The organism is Curtobacterium sp. Leaf154, from assembly GCF_001424595.1.
GTDB classification, from domain to species: Bacteria; Actinomycetota; Actinomycetes; order Actinomycetales; family Microbacteriaceae; genus Curtobacterium; species Curtobacterium poinsettiae.
The window spans coordinates 66,796-82,294 of sequence record NZ_LMOS01000009.1 but is presented as its reverse complement, the minus strand read 5'-3'; the positions used below and the strand labels follow the sequence as shown (position 1 = coordinate 82,294).

Sequence of the window (15,499 nt, the reverse complement as noted above, 5' to 3'; positions counted from 1 at the left end):
CGTGCACGGTCCGGCACCGGTCATCGCGCGCGCCACCACGGCTGACGCGCGCGAGATCGGTGCGTTCCAGGCGCGCTGCTGGGAGCAGACGTACCGCGGGGTGGTGCCGGACGCCTTCCTCGACGGAACGGCTGGTGCCGACCGCGCCGCGCGCTGGGCGGAGCGGATCCGGACACGCACCCGCGGGGTGCTCACCGCGCGGGCCGACGACGGGACCCTGCTCGGCGTCGCGAGCACCGAGCGCCGAGCGGACCCGGCCGGCGGGCTCCCCGAGCTCCAACTCGTCACCCTGTACGTCGACCGGGGTGCGCACGGCACCGGTGTCGCCGCCCTGCTCCTCGACGCGGCCATCGGCGACGAGGACGCACACCTGCTCGTCTTCGCGGCGAACACCCGTGCGCGCCGGTTCTACGCCAAGCACGGCTTCGTGCCAGAGGGTCCGCGACTGACCGACCCCGGGACGGGGCTCGACGAGGAACGGTGGGTCCGGAGGCGGCCCGTGTGAACCCTCAGGGCGCTCAGGACGCTCCGGCGGCCACGAGGTCGGCGAGCGGGACGTCGTCGCGTGCCACGTCGTCGGCGACCTGGCTCAGGGACCGCTGGGTGGCACGTGCGTAGCGACGGATCATGCCGAACGCCTGCTCGACGTCGACCCCGGCCGCACGTGCGAGGTACCCCTTGGCCTGCTCGATGGCGACCCGGCTGTCGAGGGCACGCTGGAGCTGCTCCGCGGTGAGGGTCGCGTGCTCGAGGGTCCGTTGCTGCAACAGGCTGATCGTCGCGACGTCGGCGAGGGCCTGGGCGGCTCGGGCATCGGCTCCGTTCAGCGCCCCTTCCGTCTCGCGGAACAGGTTCAGCGACCCGACGGTGGTGTCCCGCAGCCGGAGCGGGATGGCGTGGACGCCCGCGTAGCCACGCGCCCGCGACGCCTCGGCGAACCGTGGCCAGTGCTGCCGCAGGTCGTCGGCGTTCTCCGACGTCACCAACCGGCCGGTGGTCACGGCGGTGATGCAGGGCCCCTCGCCGGCGTTGAGCTGGAGCAGGCCGATGAAGCTGCTGCGCTCGCTCGTCGAGGCGACGACCCGCAGCTCGTCGTGCTTGTCGAGCAGGTGGATGGCGCCCGCGGCGGCGTCGAACAGCTCGACGGCCCGGTCGACCAGCGTCTGCAGCACGTCGACCACGTCGTAGTCCGCCACCAGAGAGTCCGTGAGGGTCACGAACGTCTCGACCAGTCGTGCTTCGCGTACCTCGGTCATGTGGGGAACGGTCCTTCCGTCGAGCAGGCGGGACAACCGTAGTCGAGCGGCGGACACGCGGACCTGTGGCTTGCACCCGGGAGCGTGACGGCTCTAGCGTTGGACCAGCAGCCCCAGACCCCGGCCGCCGGAACGTTCTTCCATTCCGATGACGACCAGGGAACCCATGACCACGCAGCACGCCGGTACCAGCCCGCAGCGGGAGACCAGCTCGAAACCCCTCTCCAGCGGCTTCCGGAAGACCGGTTCCCCGGCCGGACCACGGACCGGTGGCACCTCGTCGTACTCCGCGCTGCTGGCGCAGGTGAAGGAAGCCGGGCTGCTCCGTCGCCGTCGGGGCTTCTACTGGGCGCTGTTCACCGCACTCGTCGTCGCCACGGCCGCGTGCTGGGTCGTCTTCGCGTTCCTGGGTGACTCGTGGTTCCAGCTGATCGTGGCCGGTGCGCTGGGGGTGCTGTTCACGCAGTTCGCGTTCCTGTCGCACGAGGCTGCGCACCGTCAGNTTCGCGTTCCTGGGTGACTCGTGGTTCCAGCTGATCGTGGCCGGTGCGCTGGGGGTGCTGTTCACGCAGTTCGCGTTCCTGTCGCACGAGGCTGCGCACCGTCAGGTGTTCGAGTCCCAGAAGTGGAACGACCGCGCGGGCCGCTGGCTCGGCACGTTCCTGGTGGGGCTGAGCTACTCGTGGTGGATGAACAAGCACACCCGGCACCACGGCAACCCGAACACCGTCGGCAAGGACCCGGACATCGCCCCCGACGNCCTGGTGGGGCTGAGCTACTCGTGGTGGATGAACAAGCACACCCGGCACCACGGCAACCCGAACACCGTCGGCAAGGACCCGGACATCGCCCCCGACGCGATCCGCTTCCTGCCCGAGGACGCAGCGGCTGTCAAGAACGGGCCGCTCCGGGTGTTCGTGCAGAACCAGGGCTGGTTGTTCTTCCCGCTGCTCACGCTCGAGGGCATCAACCTGCACCGGGCCGCCGTCATGTCGGTGCTCCGCGGGACGGGCGGGCGCAGCGACGTCCGGGGGCGCGTCCTCGAGGGCATCCTGCTGGTGGCGCGGTTCGCGATCTACCTGACGGTGGTGTTCTGGTTCCTGCCGTTCGGGATGGCGTGTGCGTTCCTCGGGGTGCAGCTGGCCGTGTTCGGCGTNCTGCTGGTGGCGCGGTTCGCGATCTACCTGACGGTGGTGTTCTGGTTCCTGCCGTTCGGGATGGCGTGTGCGTTCCTCGGGGTGCAGCTGGCCGTGTTCGGCGTGATGATGGGTGCTTCGTTCGCTCCGAACCACAAGGGSATGCCGACCATCGCCCACGACGCGAAGGTCGACTTCTTCTCCCGCCAGGTGCGGACTTCGCGCAACATCCGTGGYGGYTGGTGGGTGTCGTTCCTGATGGGTGGGCTGAACTACCAGGTCGAGCACCACCTGTTCCCGTCGATGCCGCGTCCGGCGTTGAAGCAGGCCCGCCTGCTGGTGCGGGACCACTGCGACACCCTCGACGTGCCCTACACGGAGACCACGNGCACCACCTGTTCCCGTCGATGCCGCGTCCGGCGTTGAAGCAGGCCCGCCTGCTGGTGCGGGACCACTGCGACACCCTCGACGTGCCCTACACGGAGACCACGYTGCTGCGTTCGTACGGCATCGTCGTCCGGTACCTCAACCGTGTCGGCCTCGCCGCCCGCGACCCCTTCGTCTGCCCCATGGTGACCGAGCTCCGGATCCACTGACACGGGCACCCCACCCCGCCCGACGCCCACCCCGCCGGGACCCCACCTCGCACGCACCACACCCCACCGAAGGAACCACCACCGTGAAGACCGTCATCGTCCTCGTCGTCATCTGGGCCGTCCTGTCCATCGTCGGCTTCGCCTTGAAGGGCCTGCTCTGGCTCGGCATCATCGGCATCGTCCTGCTGCTCGGCACGATCGTCTTCGGCGCCGTCCGCCGCAGCGGCAACAAGGCTCGCAACGCCGGCCGGACCAACTAGTCCGCCACTGGCGAAGCGCACCACCAGCAGGAACCCCCGCACCGACCGCATGCCGACGCCCCCGAACGAACCCGGCCCGCTGCGCGCCGCCGTGGTCGTGAACCCGACCAAGATCGACGCGGCCCGGCTCCGGGCCGTGCTCCGCACCGAGGAGCGCGCGCACGGATGGGACGAGTCGCTCTGGCTCACCACCAGCGCCGACGACGACGGACGCGCGGCCGCCAGGGCGGCGTGCGCGGCACACCCGAGCGTCGTCCTGGTCGCCGGCGGCGACGGCACGCTCCGGATCGTCGCCGAGGAGCTCCGCGGCACCGGGATCCCGGTGGCGCTCCTCCCGAGCGGCACCGGCAACCTGTTCGCGCGCAACCTCGGCCTGCCCCTCGGCGACCTCCAGCGGTCCGTTCGTGCGGGCCTCACCGGGGTCGACCGCCCGATCGACGTCGGACTGGCCGACCTGACCGACCCGGCCGGCGTCACCACGTCCCACGCGTTCCTGGTGATGACCGGCATCGGCCTCGACGCGAGCATGGCGGCGGACACGAACGCCTGGGTCAAGAAGCGCCTGGGGTGGGTGGCCTACTCGGACCCCATCGCCCGGTCCGTCATCGGCAACCGGCAGATCCCGGTGCACTACGGGATCGACGACGCCCCGCTCCGCAGCATGAGCGCGCACACGATCATCGTCGGGAACTGCGGCACGCTGACCGCCGGCATCCTGCTGCTGCCCGCGGCGCGACCGGACGACGGGGTCCTCGACGCCGTGGCGTTCCGGCCCGCCGGGTGGTTCGGGTGGACGAAGGTCGGGTACGCCCTGACGCTCAACCGGTTCTTCTCGCGCACCCGGTTCGGGCGGCTCCTGGCCCGGGTCCTGCCGACGTCACGTGCGCTCCGGTACACCCGGGCGCGGACGCTCCGGCTGACCGTCGACACCCCCGAGCGCGTGCAGCTCGACGGCGATGCGTTCGGCGAGGTGGTCGCGGTGACGCTCACCACCGACCACCACGGCCTGGTGCTGCGGACGGAGCCGGACGGGCCGCGGACCCGACGGGCCTAGCCGGTGCTGCCGAGGTCGGCGCCCCGGTGCACGACGTCCTCGGCCAGCGCGCGGAGGCTGCGGCCGGCGTCGGCCGCAGCACGTCGCAGCAGCTGGAACGCCTCGTCCATCCGGATGCCCCGCCGGTAGGCGAGCGCACCCTTCGCCTGCTCGACGAGCACCCGCGCCCCGAGGGCGTCCTCGACCCGGTCCTCGATCGTGACGGGGCCACCACGGTCCCGCTGGCGCACGAGGGCAGCCGAAGCGGCGTCGGCGAGCAGCTGGATCAGCACGACGTCCTCGTCGCTGTGGCCGCGGGTGTGGTCGGCGAAGACGCACAGCGAGCCGATCGTCCGGTCCCGCAACCGGATCGGCTCGGCGAACGTGCCCTGCAGCCCGCGGTCACGCATCGTCGTCACGAATGCCGGCCACTCCGACTCGTGCGTCGACACGTCGGCCACGTCGACGGTCGTGCCGGTCCGGTAGCAGTCGAGGCACGAGCCCTCGTCCGTCCCGAGCTGGGCTTCTTCGGCCTCGCTGCTGCGCTCACTCGTCGAGGCCAGGACCTGCAGTGTGCCGAACCGGTCCGCGATGACGATGCCTGCCTCGATCGCCGAGGTCGCCTCGACGCACGCCGCGATGACGCGGTCCACGGCGTCGAGCACGTCGAGACCCGGCTCCAAGACCCGCGCGACCCGGTCCGGGAAAGCGGTCTCGTCACTCGTCGTCATGCACCCGACGCTACGACGAGACCGTTGGCGCACCGCCCAGCCAGTTCGCGTACCGGACGACCGGTACCGGCCTGCGAGGACACGATCGACGCCCGCGTCCGTCGAAGTGCGGACTGGTGCGAACCCTGAGCAAGGGGCAAGGATGGCGCATCAGTTGCACAACGCAACTGGTAGGTGCTTCACCGACAGAGGAGTCGTCATGAAGAAGTCCATCGCAGCCGCGTTCGCCGCGGTCGCCGTCATCACCGCCGGCGTGTTCGCCGCTTCGCCCGCGTCCGCGCTGCCCGTCAGCACGAAGGTCGTCGGCGGCGAGAAGGCCCCCACCACCTCGTGGGCCGTGCAGCTCGAAGCATCCGGCGGCTCCATCCCCTCGGGGTACGTCAGCAACTGCACCGGCGAGCAGCTCAACGCCTCGTGGGTCCTCACCGCCCGGCACTGCATCGACGGGATCGGCGCGATGCGGGTCTACCACTCCAACTCCACCGTCAACCGCGGCACGGCCGTCTCGGTCGACCGCATCAGCACCTCGCCCGCCGGAGACATCGCGCTCGTGCACCTGCGGACCGCCTACCCGCTGTCCACCTACGCACCCCTCGACCTCACCGCGACCGCCAAGTCGAGCGGCACCGGCACCATCCAGGGCTACGGCCTGCGGGCCAACGCCACCCAGTCCGACGGCCTGTACCAGGCCACCGTCTCGCTCACCGGCGCGAGCACCGACGCCTTCAGCGGTCGGGCCCAGCACCTCACCGGCGTGACCGGTGCCTCGAACCACGGCGACTCGGGCGGCCCGCTGCTCGTCAACGGCAAGGTCGTCGCCGTCTGCTCCACCGGCGACAGCGCCGACCCCGGCGCCAACACCAAGGCCGGCTCCAACTACGCCCTGCTGTCGCAGGCCTCGTCCTGGATCAAGACCACGGCCGGCGTCTGAACCAGCTGACCCCACTGGAGGCGCGGTGCCAGCTGGCACCGCGCCTCCAGTGGCGTCCACACCCGTCTTCAGGGCGCGGGGTCGCCTGCGCCCGCCAGCTGCCAGCTGAGCGCCCGTCCGGGGCACGACGACGACAGTGGGGCCATGAGCCAGTACGAGAAGCGCGATCCGAACACCCTCTACCCGGCACCGCCGTACCCGAAGCAGGAACAGTCGCTGCCGGGCGCCGCGTGGAAGATGGAACCGAAGCCCGACCACGGCGAGGACAGCTACGTCGGGCTCGGCCGCCTGAAGGGGTACCGCGGCATCGTCACCGGTGCCGACTCCGGCATCGGCCGTGCCGCCGCCATCGCCCTGTCACGCGAAGGCGCGGACCTGGTGCTCTCCTACCTGCCGGATGAGCAGGAGGACGCGGAACAGGTCCGCGACCTGCTCGAGTCCGAGGGCCGTCGGGCCGTGCTGTTCCCCGGGGACATCTCCGACGAGCAGTACTGCACGGACCTGGTGCAGAAGGGCGTCGACGAGTTCGGCGGCCTCGACACCCTGGTGATGGTCGCGGGCCGCATGGAGAGCAACGACGACATCCTCACGCTCGACACCTCGATGTTCGACTCCACCTTCAAGACCAACATCTACTCGCTGTTCTGGCTGACCAAGGCCGCCGTGCCGCACCTCGAGCCCGGGTCGACCATCGTGACGACCGGTTCGATCCAGGCGTCCACGCCGTCCCCGGACAAGATCGACTACGCGGTGTCGAAGGGTGCGATCAAGCTCTTCACCGAGGCCGTCGCGCAGCAGCTCGCGCCGAAGGGCATCCGGGTCAACTCCGTCGCGCCCGGCCCGGTGTGGACGCCGCTGCAGCCGGGTTCCGACGACGCCGAGACGGTGTCGCACTTCGGCGAGAGCTCGCCGTTCGGCCGTCCCGGTCAGCCCGCCGAGCTCGGTGCCGCCTACGTGCACCTGGTCAGCCCGGAGTCGAGCTACCAGTCCGGGTCGACGATCACGATCGCCGGTGGGACGCCGGCGTTCTGAACTGGCGTTCTTGCGTTCGAGGAAGGGGACCACGTGTCCGGAGTGACGCACACCGTGCTGGTCGAGTGGGACGGGGCGGACCGTTCCGCCGAGGCCTCGGCCCTGTCGCGTGCGCACCTGCCACGGGTCGAGGGGGTCGAGTCGGTGCAGTCCGGCACCAGCGTGAGCACCGAGGGACTGGAGGGCGGGTTCCACTGGATGCTCGTCGTCCGCTTCCGTGATCGTGCCGCGCTCGCCGGGTACCTGCCGCACCCGGAGCACCGGCCGGTGGCGGACTTCATCGGGGCGGCGAACGCGCGGGTCGTCGTGTTCGACGTCGAGGACGCCGACTGATCACCGCGCCGGAAGCTGTGTAACGCTCTGGTTGCGATGGCGACCGAGGGGTTCCGTTCCCCGTGGAGGCTCGAAGTACGGTGGATCGGCCATCGCAACGGCGCGGGGGTCACCGGTCGGCGCCGCTTCGTCGCGCCCACGCCGGTCGGGTCCCCGCCTGCGGGCGGGGACCCGTTCGACGTCCACCCACGGAAGGACCAGACGATGATCGGCGACCAGACCCTGTGAACAGCACCATCCGGACCGCCGGCGTGACCCTCGGACTCCTCGCGGCGGCGACGCTGACCGCGTGTTCCGGGCCGTCCGCTCCGACGCCGACCCGGACCGTGACCGCGACGGTGACGCCGACCCCGACGGCCGACCCCGGCACCCCGACGCCCACGCCGTCCCCGACTGTGACGGGAACGGCGTTCGACCTGTCGGACCCGGCAACGTGGACCATCTCCACGAAGGAGGTCGGGCCGATCGCGCTGGGCGGCGAGGTGGAGGGGGAGATCGACGACCTGGCAGCCGCCTACACCCGGAGCACGGATGCGTGTCCGGCCAGCCCGGAGACGACGTTCTGGAACCGAGATGACGCTCCCGGCCTCATCGTCATCCCCCGCGACGGCAAGGTCGTGGGCGTGACCATCGGTGGGCTGGGGCCGGATCCGGTGACGACGAACTCGCCCGAGACCGACGCCGGGATCGGCATCGGCACGCCCCTGACCGAGGTGCGCTCCGCGTACCCGGACCTGCAGTACACCGGCACCTACGGTGAGGACCAGGGGCCGTACTCGATGTGGAGCGTGCAGGCCGACGGACGCTACATGACGTTCCAGCTCGGGACGGACGGCGCCACCGTGGGAGCGATCTGGGTGGGGTCGACCGCGATGTTGCCGTACGAGTACTGCGCCTGAGGTACCCGGGGCCCGGAGCATCGCGGCTGGCAGGATGACGTGCATGGCCAGCGCAGTCCGTCTCATCCGGTCCGACGTCCTGAGCGATGTGGCGCAGTACGCGTACGCGTCGACCGTGCCGAGCGGGACGCGGCTCGTGTTCCTCGCCGGGGCCTGCCCGCTCGCCCCTGATGGGTCGACCGTCGCGGTCGGGGACTACGCGGGCCAGGCCGCCAGGTGCATCGAGACGATGCAGCGGGCGTTGCGTGCCGCTGGTGCGTCCATCCAGGACGTCGTGAGCACCCGCGTGCTCGTGGCGTCCTCGCGACAGGCCGACCTCGTCACCGCGTGGGATGTTGTCCGCGACGCCTTCGGCGCGCACGACGTGCCGAGCACCCTGCTCGGGGTCACGGCGCTCGGCTACGACGACCAGCTGGTCGAGATCGAGGCGGTCGCGGCGGTCCCCGACGATCTGCCCGTGTGACGGTGCAGAGCGCTCCGGGGACCACCTGGACCGCCCGATCCGGTCTGTCGGTGTCCGGCCTGGTGCTCCGGCCGGCCTCAGAAGCCGGGACCGGCTTTGACCAGGGCGATGCCGACTCCGACGAGTGCGAGGACGAGGCCGGCGGCGAACGTGCGCGGGGACGGCTTCTCCCCGCGGAGCCGGGCCACGACGGGGCCGAGGAGGGCGAGCCGGACCACGAGGTACGCGATCGCGAGGATCTCGGCCACCAGCCCGGACGCGCCGGTCAGCCAGGCGTAGGCGAGGACGGCCGCCGGGACGAGACCGGAGGTGAGGACGGGCAGCGAGTCGCGCAGCTCGGCTCCGATGGTCTCCCCGGCGAGCCGTTGGTCACTCCGCACACGGCGGCCGACCAACTCGGCGAAGGTGTGCGCCAGGAAGGTCGAGAACGCGGTGGCGAGGACGTACCAGAGCCCCCGACCACTCGCGGCGGTGTCCGGGACCATCGGTGCGATCGTGCCCAGGATCACGATGTTCCCGTACACGAACGCCGTGATGCGGCTCGAGGCGTCCTCACGCGACAGACGCTTCCGTCCCGCTGATCTCGCCGCACGCCCGGTGCCCGGCGTCGTGTCCGCGTCTCCTGCCGAGACGGCGGTGCCGAGACGTCCGTGCGGGCTCAGTAGTACTCACCCTGTCGGTAGTCCCAGCTGGTGAACGTGTCGGCGAGCAGCCCCATGATCCGGTCGACGTCGAGCCCCTTGCGGATGAGCGTGGGTGCGGGAGTGATCGAGCGCTGTCCGTCCTGCACCGGGATCAGGGTTCCCGAGCTGTCGACCATCGACACCATGACGCCCTGCTCGTAGCGGGTCTCGGTGCTCTTCTCCGGCTGGATGGACGCGACGTAGTCGTCCGCCTCGACGATCACGTCGGCACGTTCGGCGATGCGCTCCCCGATGCCGTCGACGACACCGCGGTTGCCGGTGCCCGACGGGTTGGCGGAGCTCGCGAAGGCGAACTTGCCGTGCTCCGTCCAGAGCTCGCGGGCGGCGAGCTCGCCAGGGACGCCGAACTTGATGACGAAGCAGGACGTGCCGCGGGTGTCCATCATCAGGTCGTCCGAGCCGTCGGTCGGCAGCGCTGCCCGGCCCTGGTCGCTCCAGGGCAGGATGCAGCCGAGCAGGATGTCCTCGTCCCAGCACCGCTGGTACAGGGCGTCGATCTCGGGGGTGAGCTGTGCGATGCTGCGCAGCATCTCGAGCGAGCTCACGAGGACGACGCCGGGCTTGTTCCGGTTGCGCTCCTTGGCGTCGAACTTCCGCTCCAGGCCCGCGCGGTCCGAGGTCATCAGGATGTAGCCGACCTTGGTGGGGACCACCGCCAGTCCGCCGTCGTGGAGCAGCGCGTCCACTGCGCTCCGGGGCACGCCGCCGGTCCAGTGCACTCGGTTCATGCTGACCCGCGTGTCGTCGTTCATGCCCGTCCTCGTTCCGCTCTCGATACCAGACGATCGTCTGACAGCGGGAGCCTATGGACGCCGGTCGAGCCGGACAAGGGCGGTGGACGCGACCTGTGGGCCTTCTCCGAAGGGTTCAGGCGGTCTCGCAGCGAAGGGCCGAGGCCGCGCTGCCGCTCCTGCGTCGTTCCGCGAACCCGATCGTGGTGAACCTGTCGAGCGCGCTCGGCTCCTTCACCGCCACCCACGACCCGTCGAAGCCGGCGTCCACCGTGCCTGCCGTGGTCTACGGGGCGTCCAAGGCCGCCGTCTCGATGCTGACGGTGCAGTACGCGCGCGTCGTGCCCGAGGTGCACTTCGTCGCGGTCGAGCCCGGCTACACGGCCACCGAGTTCGGTGGCATGCCGAACCCGCACGGTCGCCCCGTCGAGGTCAGCGCCGCGACGATCGCGACCGCCGCGAGCGCGGGCCCGGAGGGCCCCACCGGCGTGTTCCTGGAGGACGGCCAGACGCTCGGGTGGTGACGAAGAGACGGACTGGAGGCTCGTGGCGGCGCCGCCACGAGCCTCCAGTCCGTCATCCGGTCACGTCTACAGCAGCTGGCGCGCGTTGGTGGACGCGAGGTCCAGCAGCTCGTCGCCGCGACCCGACAGCACCGTGCGGATGGCGTAGAGCGTGAAGCCCTTCGCCTGCTCGAGCGTGACCGCCGGGGGCATGGAGAGCTCCTGGCGGTTCGCGCGGACCGACACGAGCGCGGGGCCGTCGTGCGCGAGCGCGGCGGCCATCGCGTCCTCGAAGTCGTCGGACACGTCGACCTGGAAGCCCTTGATGCCGATCGCCTCGGCGACCGCGGCGAAGTCCGGGTTCTGCAGCTCGGTACCGTAGTTCACGAAGCCGGCGGCCTTCATCTCGAGCTCGACGAAGTTGAGCGACGAGTTGTCGAAGACCACGATCTTCACGGGCAGCTTGTTCTGCACGATCGTGATGAGCTCGCCGAGGAGCATCGTCAGCCCGCCGTCGCCGGCCAGCGCGATCACCTGCCGGTCCGGGAAGGCGGTCTGCGCACCGATCGCCTGCGGGACGGCGTTCGCCATCGTGCCGTGCACGAACGAGCCGATCAGCCGGCGCTTGCCGTTCATCGTGAGGTAGCGCGACGCCCACACGACGGGGGAGCCGACGTCGGGGATGAAGACGGCGTCCTCGGCGGCGAGCCGGTCGAGCACCCGGGCGACGTACTGCGGGTGCAGGGGCTTCTTCTTCCCGGCGGGGACCGCCAGGTCGTCGAGCTTCTCGCGGGTCTTCCGGTAGTGCTTCAGGGAGTCCTCGAGGTGCTTCGTCGGGTGTGAGCCGGTCAGCAGCGGGATGAGTGCGAGGGCGGTGTCCTTGACGGTGCCGACCAGGCCGATGTCGACCGGGTGCCGACGGCCGAGCTGCGAGCCGCGGATGTCGACCTGCACGTGCTTCCCCTTGGCCGGGAAGAACTGCTGGTACGGGAAGTCGGTGCCGAGCATGAGCACGACGTCGGCGTCCTCCATCGCGCGGTACCCGGAGGCGAAGCCGAGGAGCCCGGTCATCCCGACGTCGTACGGGTTGTCGTGCTCGATGTACTCCTTGCCGCGCAGTGCGTGCACGATCGGGGCCTGCAGGCGCTCGGCCAGGGCGACGACCTCGTCGTGGGCGTCCGCGACGCCGGCTCCGGCCAGGATCGTGATCCGGTCGGCACCGTTCAGCAGGTCGGCGGTGCGCTGCAGCTCGGCCTCGCTCGGCACGATCCGCGGGGTGGTCCGCTCGATGCGGGTGACGCGGTCGTCCTTCGCCTCGGCGAGCAGGACGTCGCCGGGGATCACGAGCACCGCGACGCCGCGCTTCTCGATCGCCTCGCGCATCGCGATCTCGAGCAGGCGGGGCATCTGCACCGGGTCGGCGACGTACTCGACGTAGACCGAGCACTCGCGGAAGAGCTCCTGCGGGTGGGTCTCCTGGAAGTAGCCGGAGCCGATCTCCGCGGTGGGGATGTGCGCGGCGATCGCCAGCACCGGCACCCGCGAACGGTTCGCGTCGTACAGGCCGTTGATCAGGTGCAGGTTGCCGGGCCCGCAGCTGCCGGCGCAGACGGTCAGGTCACCGGTCAGGGCGGCTTCGGCCGAGGCGGCGAACGCAGCAGCCTCCTCGTGACGGACGTGCTCCCACCGCATCGTGCCGTCCTTGCGCAGGGCGTCGGTGAAGCCGTTCAGGGAGTCCCCGGGCAGGCCGTAGACCCGGTGGATGTCGTTGGCGCGGAGGGTGGCGACGATGTTCTCGGCAACGGTTGGCATGCGTCCTGTCTACTCCCGACCGCTGCGCTGAACGCTTTCGGATGATCGTGAGGCTCGCTCGACCCCAGATGCCGAGGTCGGGCTGTCACGATGGTCTGATGACCGACGACGCGCCGCTCCTCCGTCCCCGCCGACGGGAGCCCGCCGCGTACGGGATCCTCGAGCGTTCGCCGTACCCGCTCGTCTCGGTGGCGATCGCCGTCATCGCGGTCGTCGTCATCACCATCGTCGGGTTCACCCTGGGCACGGTGGACCTCGGGCTGTCCAAGGCCCTCAACGCGTTGCACACCGGGTTCACCGGGGTGTTCACCACGGCGGTCTACCACGTGATCAGTCCGGCCCCGGCGATCGGGATCACGGTCGTCGTCGTCGCCGTGATCTGGTGGCGCACGCGCGACCTGCGCCCGGCGCTGGCGTTCGGCGGCACCATCGCGATCACGTGGGTGCCGTCCGCCGTCGTGAAGGAGATCGTGCACCGTGCCCGGCCCGACGTCGCCGTGCTGCCGCACCCGTTCCCGGTGCAGCCCGACCCCGGGTACCCGAGCGGGCACACGGTCTACATCACGGCGTTCGTCATCGCCCTGATCTGGCTGCTCCGCGAGACCCGGTGGCACCGACTGGCGTTGACGCTGGGAGTCGTGGCCATCGTGATCGTGTTCTTCGCGGTGTCGATCGACGCGGTGCACTACCCGACCGACGCCGCTGCCTCGATCCTGTGGGCGCTCGCCGTGGCGCCGGGGGTGCGGGTGGTGTGGGTCGACTGGCTCATGCCGCGGGTGCCGTTCCTGCGGCCGCGGCGGGGCTGACGCCGGGCTGGGTCAGCGGGCCGTGCTGGTCCGGCCCCGCGCCGCGAGCAGCGCCACGACGGCCACCACCGCGGCGGCGAGCATCACGATCGCCAACGGTGCCGCGGTGTCCGAGCCGCCGATGCTGACGAGCGGGGACACGAGCGCTGCGAGCCCGAACTGCAGCGCACCGAGCACGGCCGAGGCGCTGCCGGCGGCCGACGGAACCGCACCGAGGGCGAGCGCCGTGGCGTTGCCGAGCACCAGGCCGAGCGAGCCCACCGCGGTGAACAGCGGCACGGCGAGCCAGATGACCGGCGCCCCGGAGACGACGAGCAGCGCGAACGCGACGGTCGACGCGAGCACGAGCACGATGCCGAGCGACAGCACCCCCGTGACCGAACGGGTCGCGGTGAGCTTGGCGGACAGGATGCTGACGCCCATCAGCGCCAGGGCGTTCAGCCCGAAGGCCAGGCCGTAGCCGACCGTGCCGAAGCCGATCATGTCCTGGTACAGGAACGGTGATGCGGAGATGTAGGCCATCATCACGGCGAACGCGAAGCCGAACACGGCCGTGTAGCCGAGGAACGTGCGGGAGCGCAGGGCTCGGAGTGCGGAGCCCGAGCCGCGGCGTTCCGCGCGCAGGGTGTCGCGGTGTTCCTTCAGGTGGGTCTCGCGGATCACGGCGAGGACCGCGACGAGCATGACGACGGACAGGCCGAGAACGATCGAGAGCAGGCCGCGCCAGCCGATCGGGCCGGTGAGCAGGCCGCCGAGCAGCGGTGCGACGACCGGGGCGACCCCGCCGACGATCATCATGAGCGAGAACGCCCGGGCGGCGGACTTGCCCGTCGCCAGGTCGGAGATGACCGCACGGCTGATCACCATGCCGGCCGCACCGCCGAGGCCCTGCAGCAGGCGGGCGGCGATGAGCACGCCGATGTTCGGCGCGAGCACCGCGGCGATGCTGGCGAGCACGCACACGGCGGCGCCGGCGATGAGCGGCGGCACACGGCCGAACCGGTCGGACAGCGGGCCGAACACGAGCTGGCCCGCGGTCACGCCCACCAGGAACGCGGTCAGGGTGAGCTGCACGGCGGTGGCGCTCGCCCCGAGCTCGGTGGTCATCTGCGGGAACGCCGGCAGGTACAGGTCGGTGGCGAAGGGGGCGACGGCACTGAGCAGGCCGAGCACCAGGAGCAGCGCGGTCGTGATGCCCTGCTGCTTGGTCGTGGGTGTCGCGATCGTCGCGCGGATGGTTCCGGTGTCCGTGGTCATTGTTATGAAAGCATAACTCATCGCCGGAGATCGGTACAGTACGGACATGCACTCCGCCGTGTCCGACCACGTCCTCGCCGAGTTCGCGGACGTCCTGCTCCGGATCGCGCGTGACATCGATCCACACGGCTCCGAGACGCTCGACATCGTGCCGCTGACCGGCACCGAGGCGCTCGTGATGCGCTGGATCAACCGCAACCCGGGCACCTCGCCCAGCGCCACCGCCGAGGCCACCGCTCTGCAGCGCAGCAACCTCAGCGTCGCGCTCCGGTCGCTCGTGGCCAAGGGGATGGTCGACCGGCGCCAGGACCCTGCCGACGCCCGTACCGTGCAGCTGCACTCGACCGCGCTGGCGCAGGAGAGCGTCGACCGGCTCTACCGGCACTGGTCCGGCAAGCTCCGGACGGCACTCGGCGGCGACGAGCGGGGCACGGCCGAGGCCCTCGCGCTGCTGCAGCGGATCGACGACGGACTGCGCGCGAGCTAGGCGACAGCGTCCTCGGCGGCGCCGGCTGCGTCGTCCTCGATCGGCAGCAGTCGGCGTGCGCCGTGCCCCTCGTCGCCCAGGGCGTCGCCCGGGTTCACGACCGAGCAGGCACCGAGCGAGACGCAGCCGCAGCCGATGCACTGCGTCATCTCCTGCTGCAGGCGCTCGAGCTCCAGCTGGCGGGCCCGCAGTCGTGCGCGCCACCGCTCGTTCAGCCGGTTCCAGTCGCGCAGCGAGGGCATGCGGTCGGCGGGCAGCGCCTCGAACTGCTCGGCGACCTCGCTGAGCGGGATGCCGAGGCGCTTGGCCACCTGGATGATCGCGATCCGCCGTTCGACGTGCCGCGGGTACATCCGCGTGCCACCGTCGGTGCGCTCCGGGTGGATCAGCCCCTTGCGCTCGTAGAAGTGCAGGGCCGAGGCGGCCACGCCCGTGCGGCGCACGATCTCGCCGATGGGCAGCAGGTCGGTGGGACGTGGCGGCTGGATCTCGACCATGGTCGAGATCTTACGGCGGCTCGGACTGGAGG

General features: G+C 71.0%; 18 protein-coding genes and 4 pseudogenes. 15 read left to right on the top strand and 7 right to left on the bottom strand.

The window, feature by feature from the left end; genetic code table 11:
- The first annotated feature begins 1 nt into the window (after position 1).
- Complete coding sequence (locus ASF75_RS17810) at positions 2–505, top strand: GNAT family N-acetyltransferase (protein WP_017887583.1); 504 nt, start codon at positions 2–4, stop codon at positions 503–505.
- A 13-nt stretch (positions 506–518) separates the two neighbouring features.
- Here the strand turns inward: ASF75_RS17810 and ASF75_RS16785 are convergent, their stop codons facing one another.
- Entirely contained in the window at positions 519–1,256 is a 738-nt protein-coding gene (locus ASF75_RS16785) for a GAF and ANTAR domain-containing protein (protein ID WP_056073278.1), read from the bottom strand.
- A 539-nt stretch (positions 1,257–1,795) separates the two neighbouring features.
- On the opposite strand from ASF75_RS16785, the pseudogene ASF75_RS18200 reads away from it, so the two are divergent.
- The 6 genes and pseudogenes from ASF75_RS18200 to ASF75_RS16765 all read left to right on the top strand — a co-directional run.
- A pseudogene (locus ASF75_RS18200) lies at positions 1,796–2,015 on the top strand (fatty acid desaturase); the annotation flags it as partial.
- 1 nt (position 2,016) lies between these two features.
- Positions 2,017–2,412 (top strand): annotated as a pseudogene (locus ASF75_RS18195) (fatty acid desaturase); the annotation flags it as partial.
- 1 nt (position 2,413) lies between these two features.
- Positions 2,414–2,779, top strand: a pseudogene (locus ASF75_RS18270) (fatty acid desaturase); the annotation flags it as partial.
- Between the two features lies 1 nt (position 2,780).
- Positions 2,781–2,988, top strand: a pseudogene (locus tag ASF75_RS16770) (acyl-CoA desaturase); the annotation flags it as partial.
- An 83-nt stretch (positions 2,989–3,071) separates the two neighbouring features.
- Positions 3,072–3,248: a hypothetical protein gene (locus tag ASF75_RS18025; RefSeq protein ID WP_017887580.1), complete on the top strand. Its 177-nt coding sequence runs from the start codon at positions 3,072–3,074 to the stop codon at positions 3,246–3,248.
- A 49-nt stretch (positions 3,249–3,297) separates the two neighbouring features.
- Positions 3,298–4,302, top strand: coding sequence for a diacylglycerol/lipid kinase family protein (locus ASF75_RS16765; protein WP_056073268.1), 1,005 nt, complete (start codon positions 3,298–3,300; stop codon positions 4,300–4,302).
- Here ASF75_RS16765 and ASF75_RS16760 read toward each other — a convergent pair.
- Positions 4,299–5,012, bottom strand: a complete 714-nt coding sequence (locus tag ASF75_RS16760; RefSeq protein ID WP_056073265.1) for a GAF and ANTAR domain-containing protein — start codon at positions 5,010–5,012, stop codon at positions 4,299–4,301. The genes ASF75_RS16765 and ASF75_RS16760 overlap by 4 nt on opposite strands.
- A 199-nt stretch (positions 5,013–5,211) precedes the next feature.
- Between ASF75_RS16760 and ASF75_RS16755 the strand changes: the two genes are divergently transcribed.
- The 5 genes from ASF75_RS16755 (at position 5,212) to ASF75_RS16730 (ending at position 8,670) form a co-directional block, all read left to right on the top strand.
- Positions 5,212–5,943 carry a S1 family peptidase gene (locus ASF75_RS16755; RefSeq protein ID WP_017887577.1) on the top strand — a complete coding sequence of 244 codons (732 nt, stop codon included), beginning with the start codon at positions 5,212–5,214 and terminating at the stop codon, positions 5,941–5,943.
- Positions 5,944–6,087: 144 nt separating this feature from the next.
- Entirely contained in the window at positions 6,088–6,975 is an 888-nt protein-coding gene (locus ASF75_RS16750) for an SDR family oxidoreductase (protein ID WP_017887576.1), read from the top strand.
- 33 nt (positions 6,976–7,008) lie between these two features.
- Complete coding sequence (locus ASF75_RS16745; protein ID WP_082509808.1) at positions 7,009–7,308, top strand: Dabb family protein; 300 nt, start codon at positions 7,009–7,011, stop codon at positions 7,306–7,308.
- 224 nt (positions 7,309–7,532) lie between these two features.
- The gene (locus ASF75_RS16735; RefSeq protein ID WP_056073258.1) at positions 7,533–8,207 is read left to right on the top strand and encodes a hypothetical protein; all 675 of its coding nucleotides are present in this window, start codon (positions 7,533–7,535) and stop codon (positions 8,205–8,207) included.
- 43 nt (positions 8,208–8,250) lie between these two features.
- Entirely contained in the window at positions 8,251–8,670 is a 420-nt protein-coding gene (locus ASF75_RS16730; protein ID WP_056073254.1) for a RidA family protein, read from the top strand.
- Between the two features lie 77 nt (positions 8,671–8,747).
- Here ASF75_RS16730 and ASF75_RS16725 read toward each other — a convergent pair whose 3' ends face one another.
- Together ASF75_RS16725 and ASF75_RS16720 are read right to left on the bottom strand one after the other, a co-directional pair.
- Entirely contained in the window at positions 8,748–9,155 is a 408-nt protein-coding gene (locus tag ASF75_RS16725) for a hypothetical protein (protein ID WP_235517736.1), read from the bottom strand.
- A 173-nt stretch (positions 9,156–9,328) separates the two neighbouring features.
- Positions 9,329–10,126, bottom strand: a complete 798-nt coding sequence (locus ASF75_RS16720; RefSeq protein ID WP_056073248.1) for an L-threonylcarbamoyladenylate synthase — start codon at positions 10,124–10,126, stop codon at positions 9,329–9,331.
- A gap of 95 nt (positions 10,127–10,221) precedes the next feature.
- Between ASF75_RS16720 and ASF75_RS16715 the strand changes: the two genes are divergently transcribed.
- Entirely contained in the window at positions 10,222–10,629 is a 408-nt protein-coding gene (locus ASF75_RS16715; RefSeq protein WP_200942704.1) for a hypothetical protein, read from the top strand.
- Positions 10,630–10,695: 66 nt separating this feature from the next.
- Here ASF75_RS16715 and poxB read toward each other — a convergent pair whose 3' ends face one another.
- Complete coding sequence (gene poxB, locus ASF75_RS16710; RefSeq protein WP_056073245.1) at positions 10,696–12,420, bottom strand: ubiquinone-dependent pyruvate dehydrogenase; 1,725 nt, start codon at positions 12,418–12,420, stop codon at positions 10,696–10,698.
- Between the two features lie 98 nt (positions 12,421–12,518).
- Here poxB and ASF75_RS16705 point away from each other — a divergent pair, with 98 nt between their 5' ends.
- Positions 12,519–13,226, top strand: a complete 708-nt coding sequence (locus ASF75_RS16705; protein ID WP_017887565.1) for a phosphatase PAP2 family protein — start codon at positions 12,519–12,521, stop codon at positions 13,224–13,226.
- 12 nt (positions 13,227–13,238) lie between these two features.
- Here ASF75_RS16705 and ASF75_RS16700 read toward each other — a convergent pair whose 3' ends face one another.
- The gene (locus ASF75_RS16700) at positions 13,239–14,483 is read right to left on the bottom strand and encodes a multidrug effflux MFS transporter (protein ID WP_042539876.1); all 1,245 of its coding nucleotides are present in this window, start codon (positions 14,481–14,483) and stop codon (positions 13,239–13,241) included.
- 46 nt (positions 14,484–14,529) lie between these two features.
- On the opposite strand from ASF75_RS16700, the gene ASF75_RS16695 reads away from it, so the two are divergent.
- The gene (locus ASF75_RS16695) at positions 14,530–14,970 is read left to right on the top strand and encodes a MarR family winged helix-turn-helix transcriptional regulator (protein WP_235517735.1); all 441 of its coding nucleotides are present in this window, start codon (positions 14,530–14,532) and stop codon (positions 14,968–14,970) included.
- Here the strand turns inward: ASF75_RS16695 and soxR are convergent.
- Positions 14,967–15,467 (bottom strand): redox-sensitive transcriptional activator SoxR, encoded by a 501-nt coding sequence (soxR, locus tag ASF75_RS16690; protein WP_017887562.1) that lies wholly within the window; start codon positions 15,465–15,467, stop codon positions 14,967–14,969. The genes ASF75_RS16695 and soxR overlap by 4 nt on opposite strands.
- Between the last annotated feature and the right edge of the window lie 32 nt (positions 15,468–15,499).

Coding starts and splice junctions, on each gene's coding strand:
- ASF75_RS16785 (WP_056073278.1), bottom strand. CDS start 1,256: ATGACCGAGGTACGCGAAGCACGACTGGTCGAGACGTTCGTGACCCTC.
- ASF75_RS16765 (WP_056073268.1), top strand. CDS start 3,298: ATGCCGACGCCCCCGAACGAACCCGGCCCGCTGCGCGCCGCCGTGGTC.
- ASF75_RS16760 (WP_056073265.1), bottom strand. CDS start 5,012: ATGACGACGAGTGACGAGACCGCTTTCCCGGACCGGGTCGCGCGGGTC.
- ASF75_RS16755 (WP_017887577.1), top strand. CDS start 5,212: ATGAAGAAGTCCATCGCAGCCGCGTTCGCCGCGGTCGCCGTCATCACC.
- ASF75_RS16750 (WP_017887576.1), top strand. CDS start 6,088: ATGAGCCAGTACGAGAAGCGCGATCCGAACACCCTCTACCCGGCACCG.
- ASF75_RS16730 (WP_056073254.1), top strand. CDS start 8,251: ATGGCCAGCGCAGTCCGTCTCATCCGGTCCGACGTCCTGAGCGATGTG.
- ASF75_RS16725 (WP_235517736.1), bottom strand. CDS start 9,155: ATGGTCCCGGACACCGCCGCGAGTGGTCGGGGGCTCTGGTACGTCCTC.
- ASF75_RS16720 (WP_056073248.1), bottom strand. CDS start 10,126: ATGAACGACGACACGCGGGTCAGCATGAACCGAGTGCACTGGACCGGC.
- poxB (WP_056073245.1), bottom strand. CDS start 12,420: ATGCCAACCGTTGCCGAGAACATCGTCGCCACCCTCCGCGCCAACGAC.
- ASF75_RS16705 (WP_017887565.1), top strand. CDS start 12,519: ATGACCGACGACGCGCCGCTCCTCCGTCCCCGCCGACGGGAGCCCGCC.
- ASF75_RS16700 (WP_042539876.1), bottom strand. CDS start 14,483: ATGACCACGGACACCGGAACCATCCGCGCGACGATCGCGACACCCACG.
- ASF75_RS16695 (WP_235517735.1), top strand. CDS start 14,530: ATGCACTCCGCCGTGTCCGACCACGTCCTCGCCGAGTTCGCGGACGTC.
- soxR (WP_017887562.1), bottom strand. CDS start 15,467: ATGGTCGAGATCCAGCCGCCACGTCCCACCGACCTGCTGCCCATCGGC.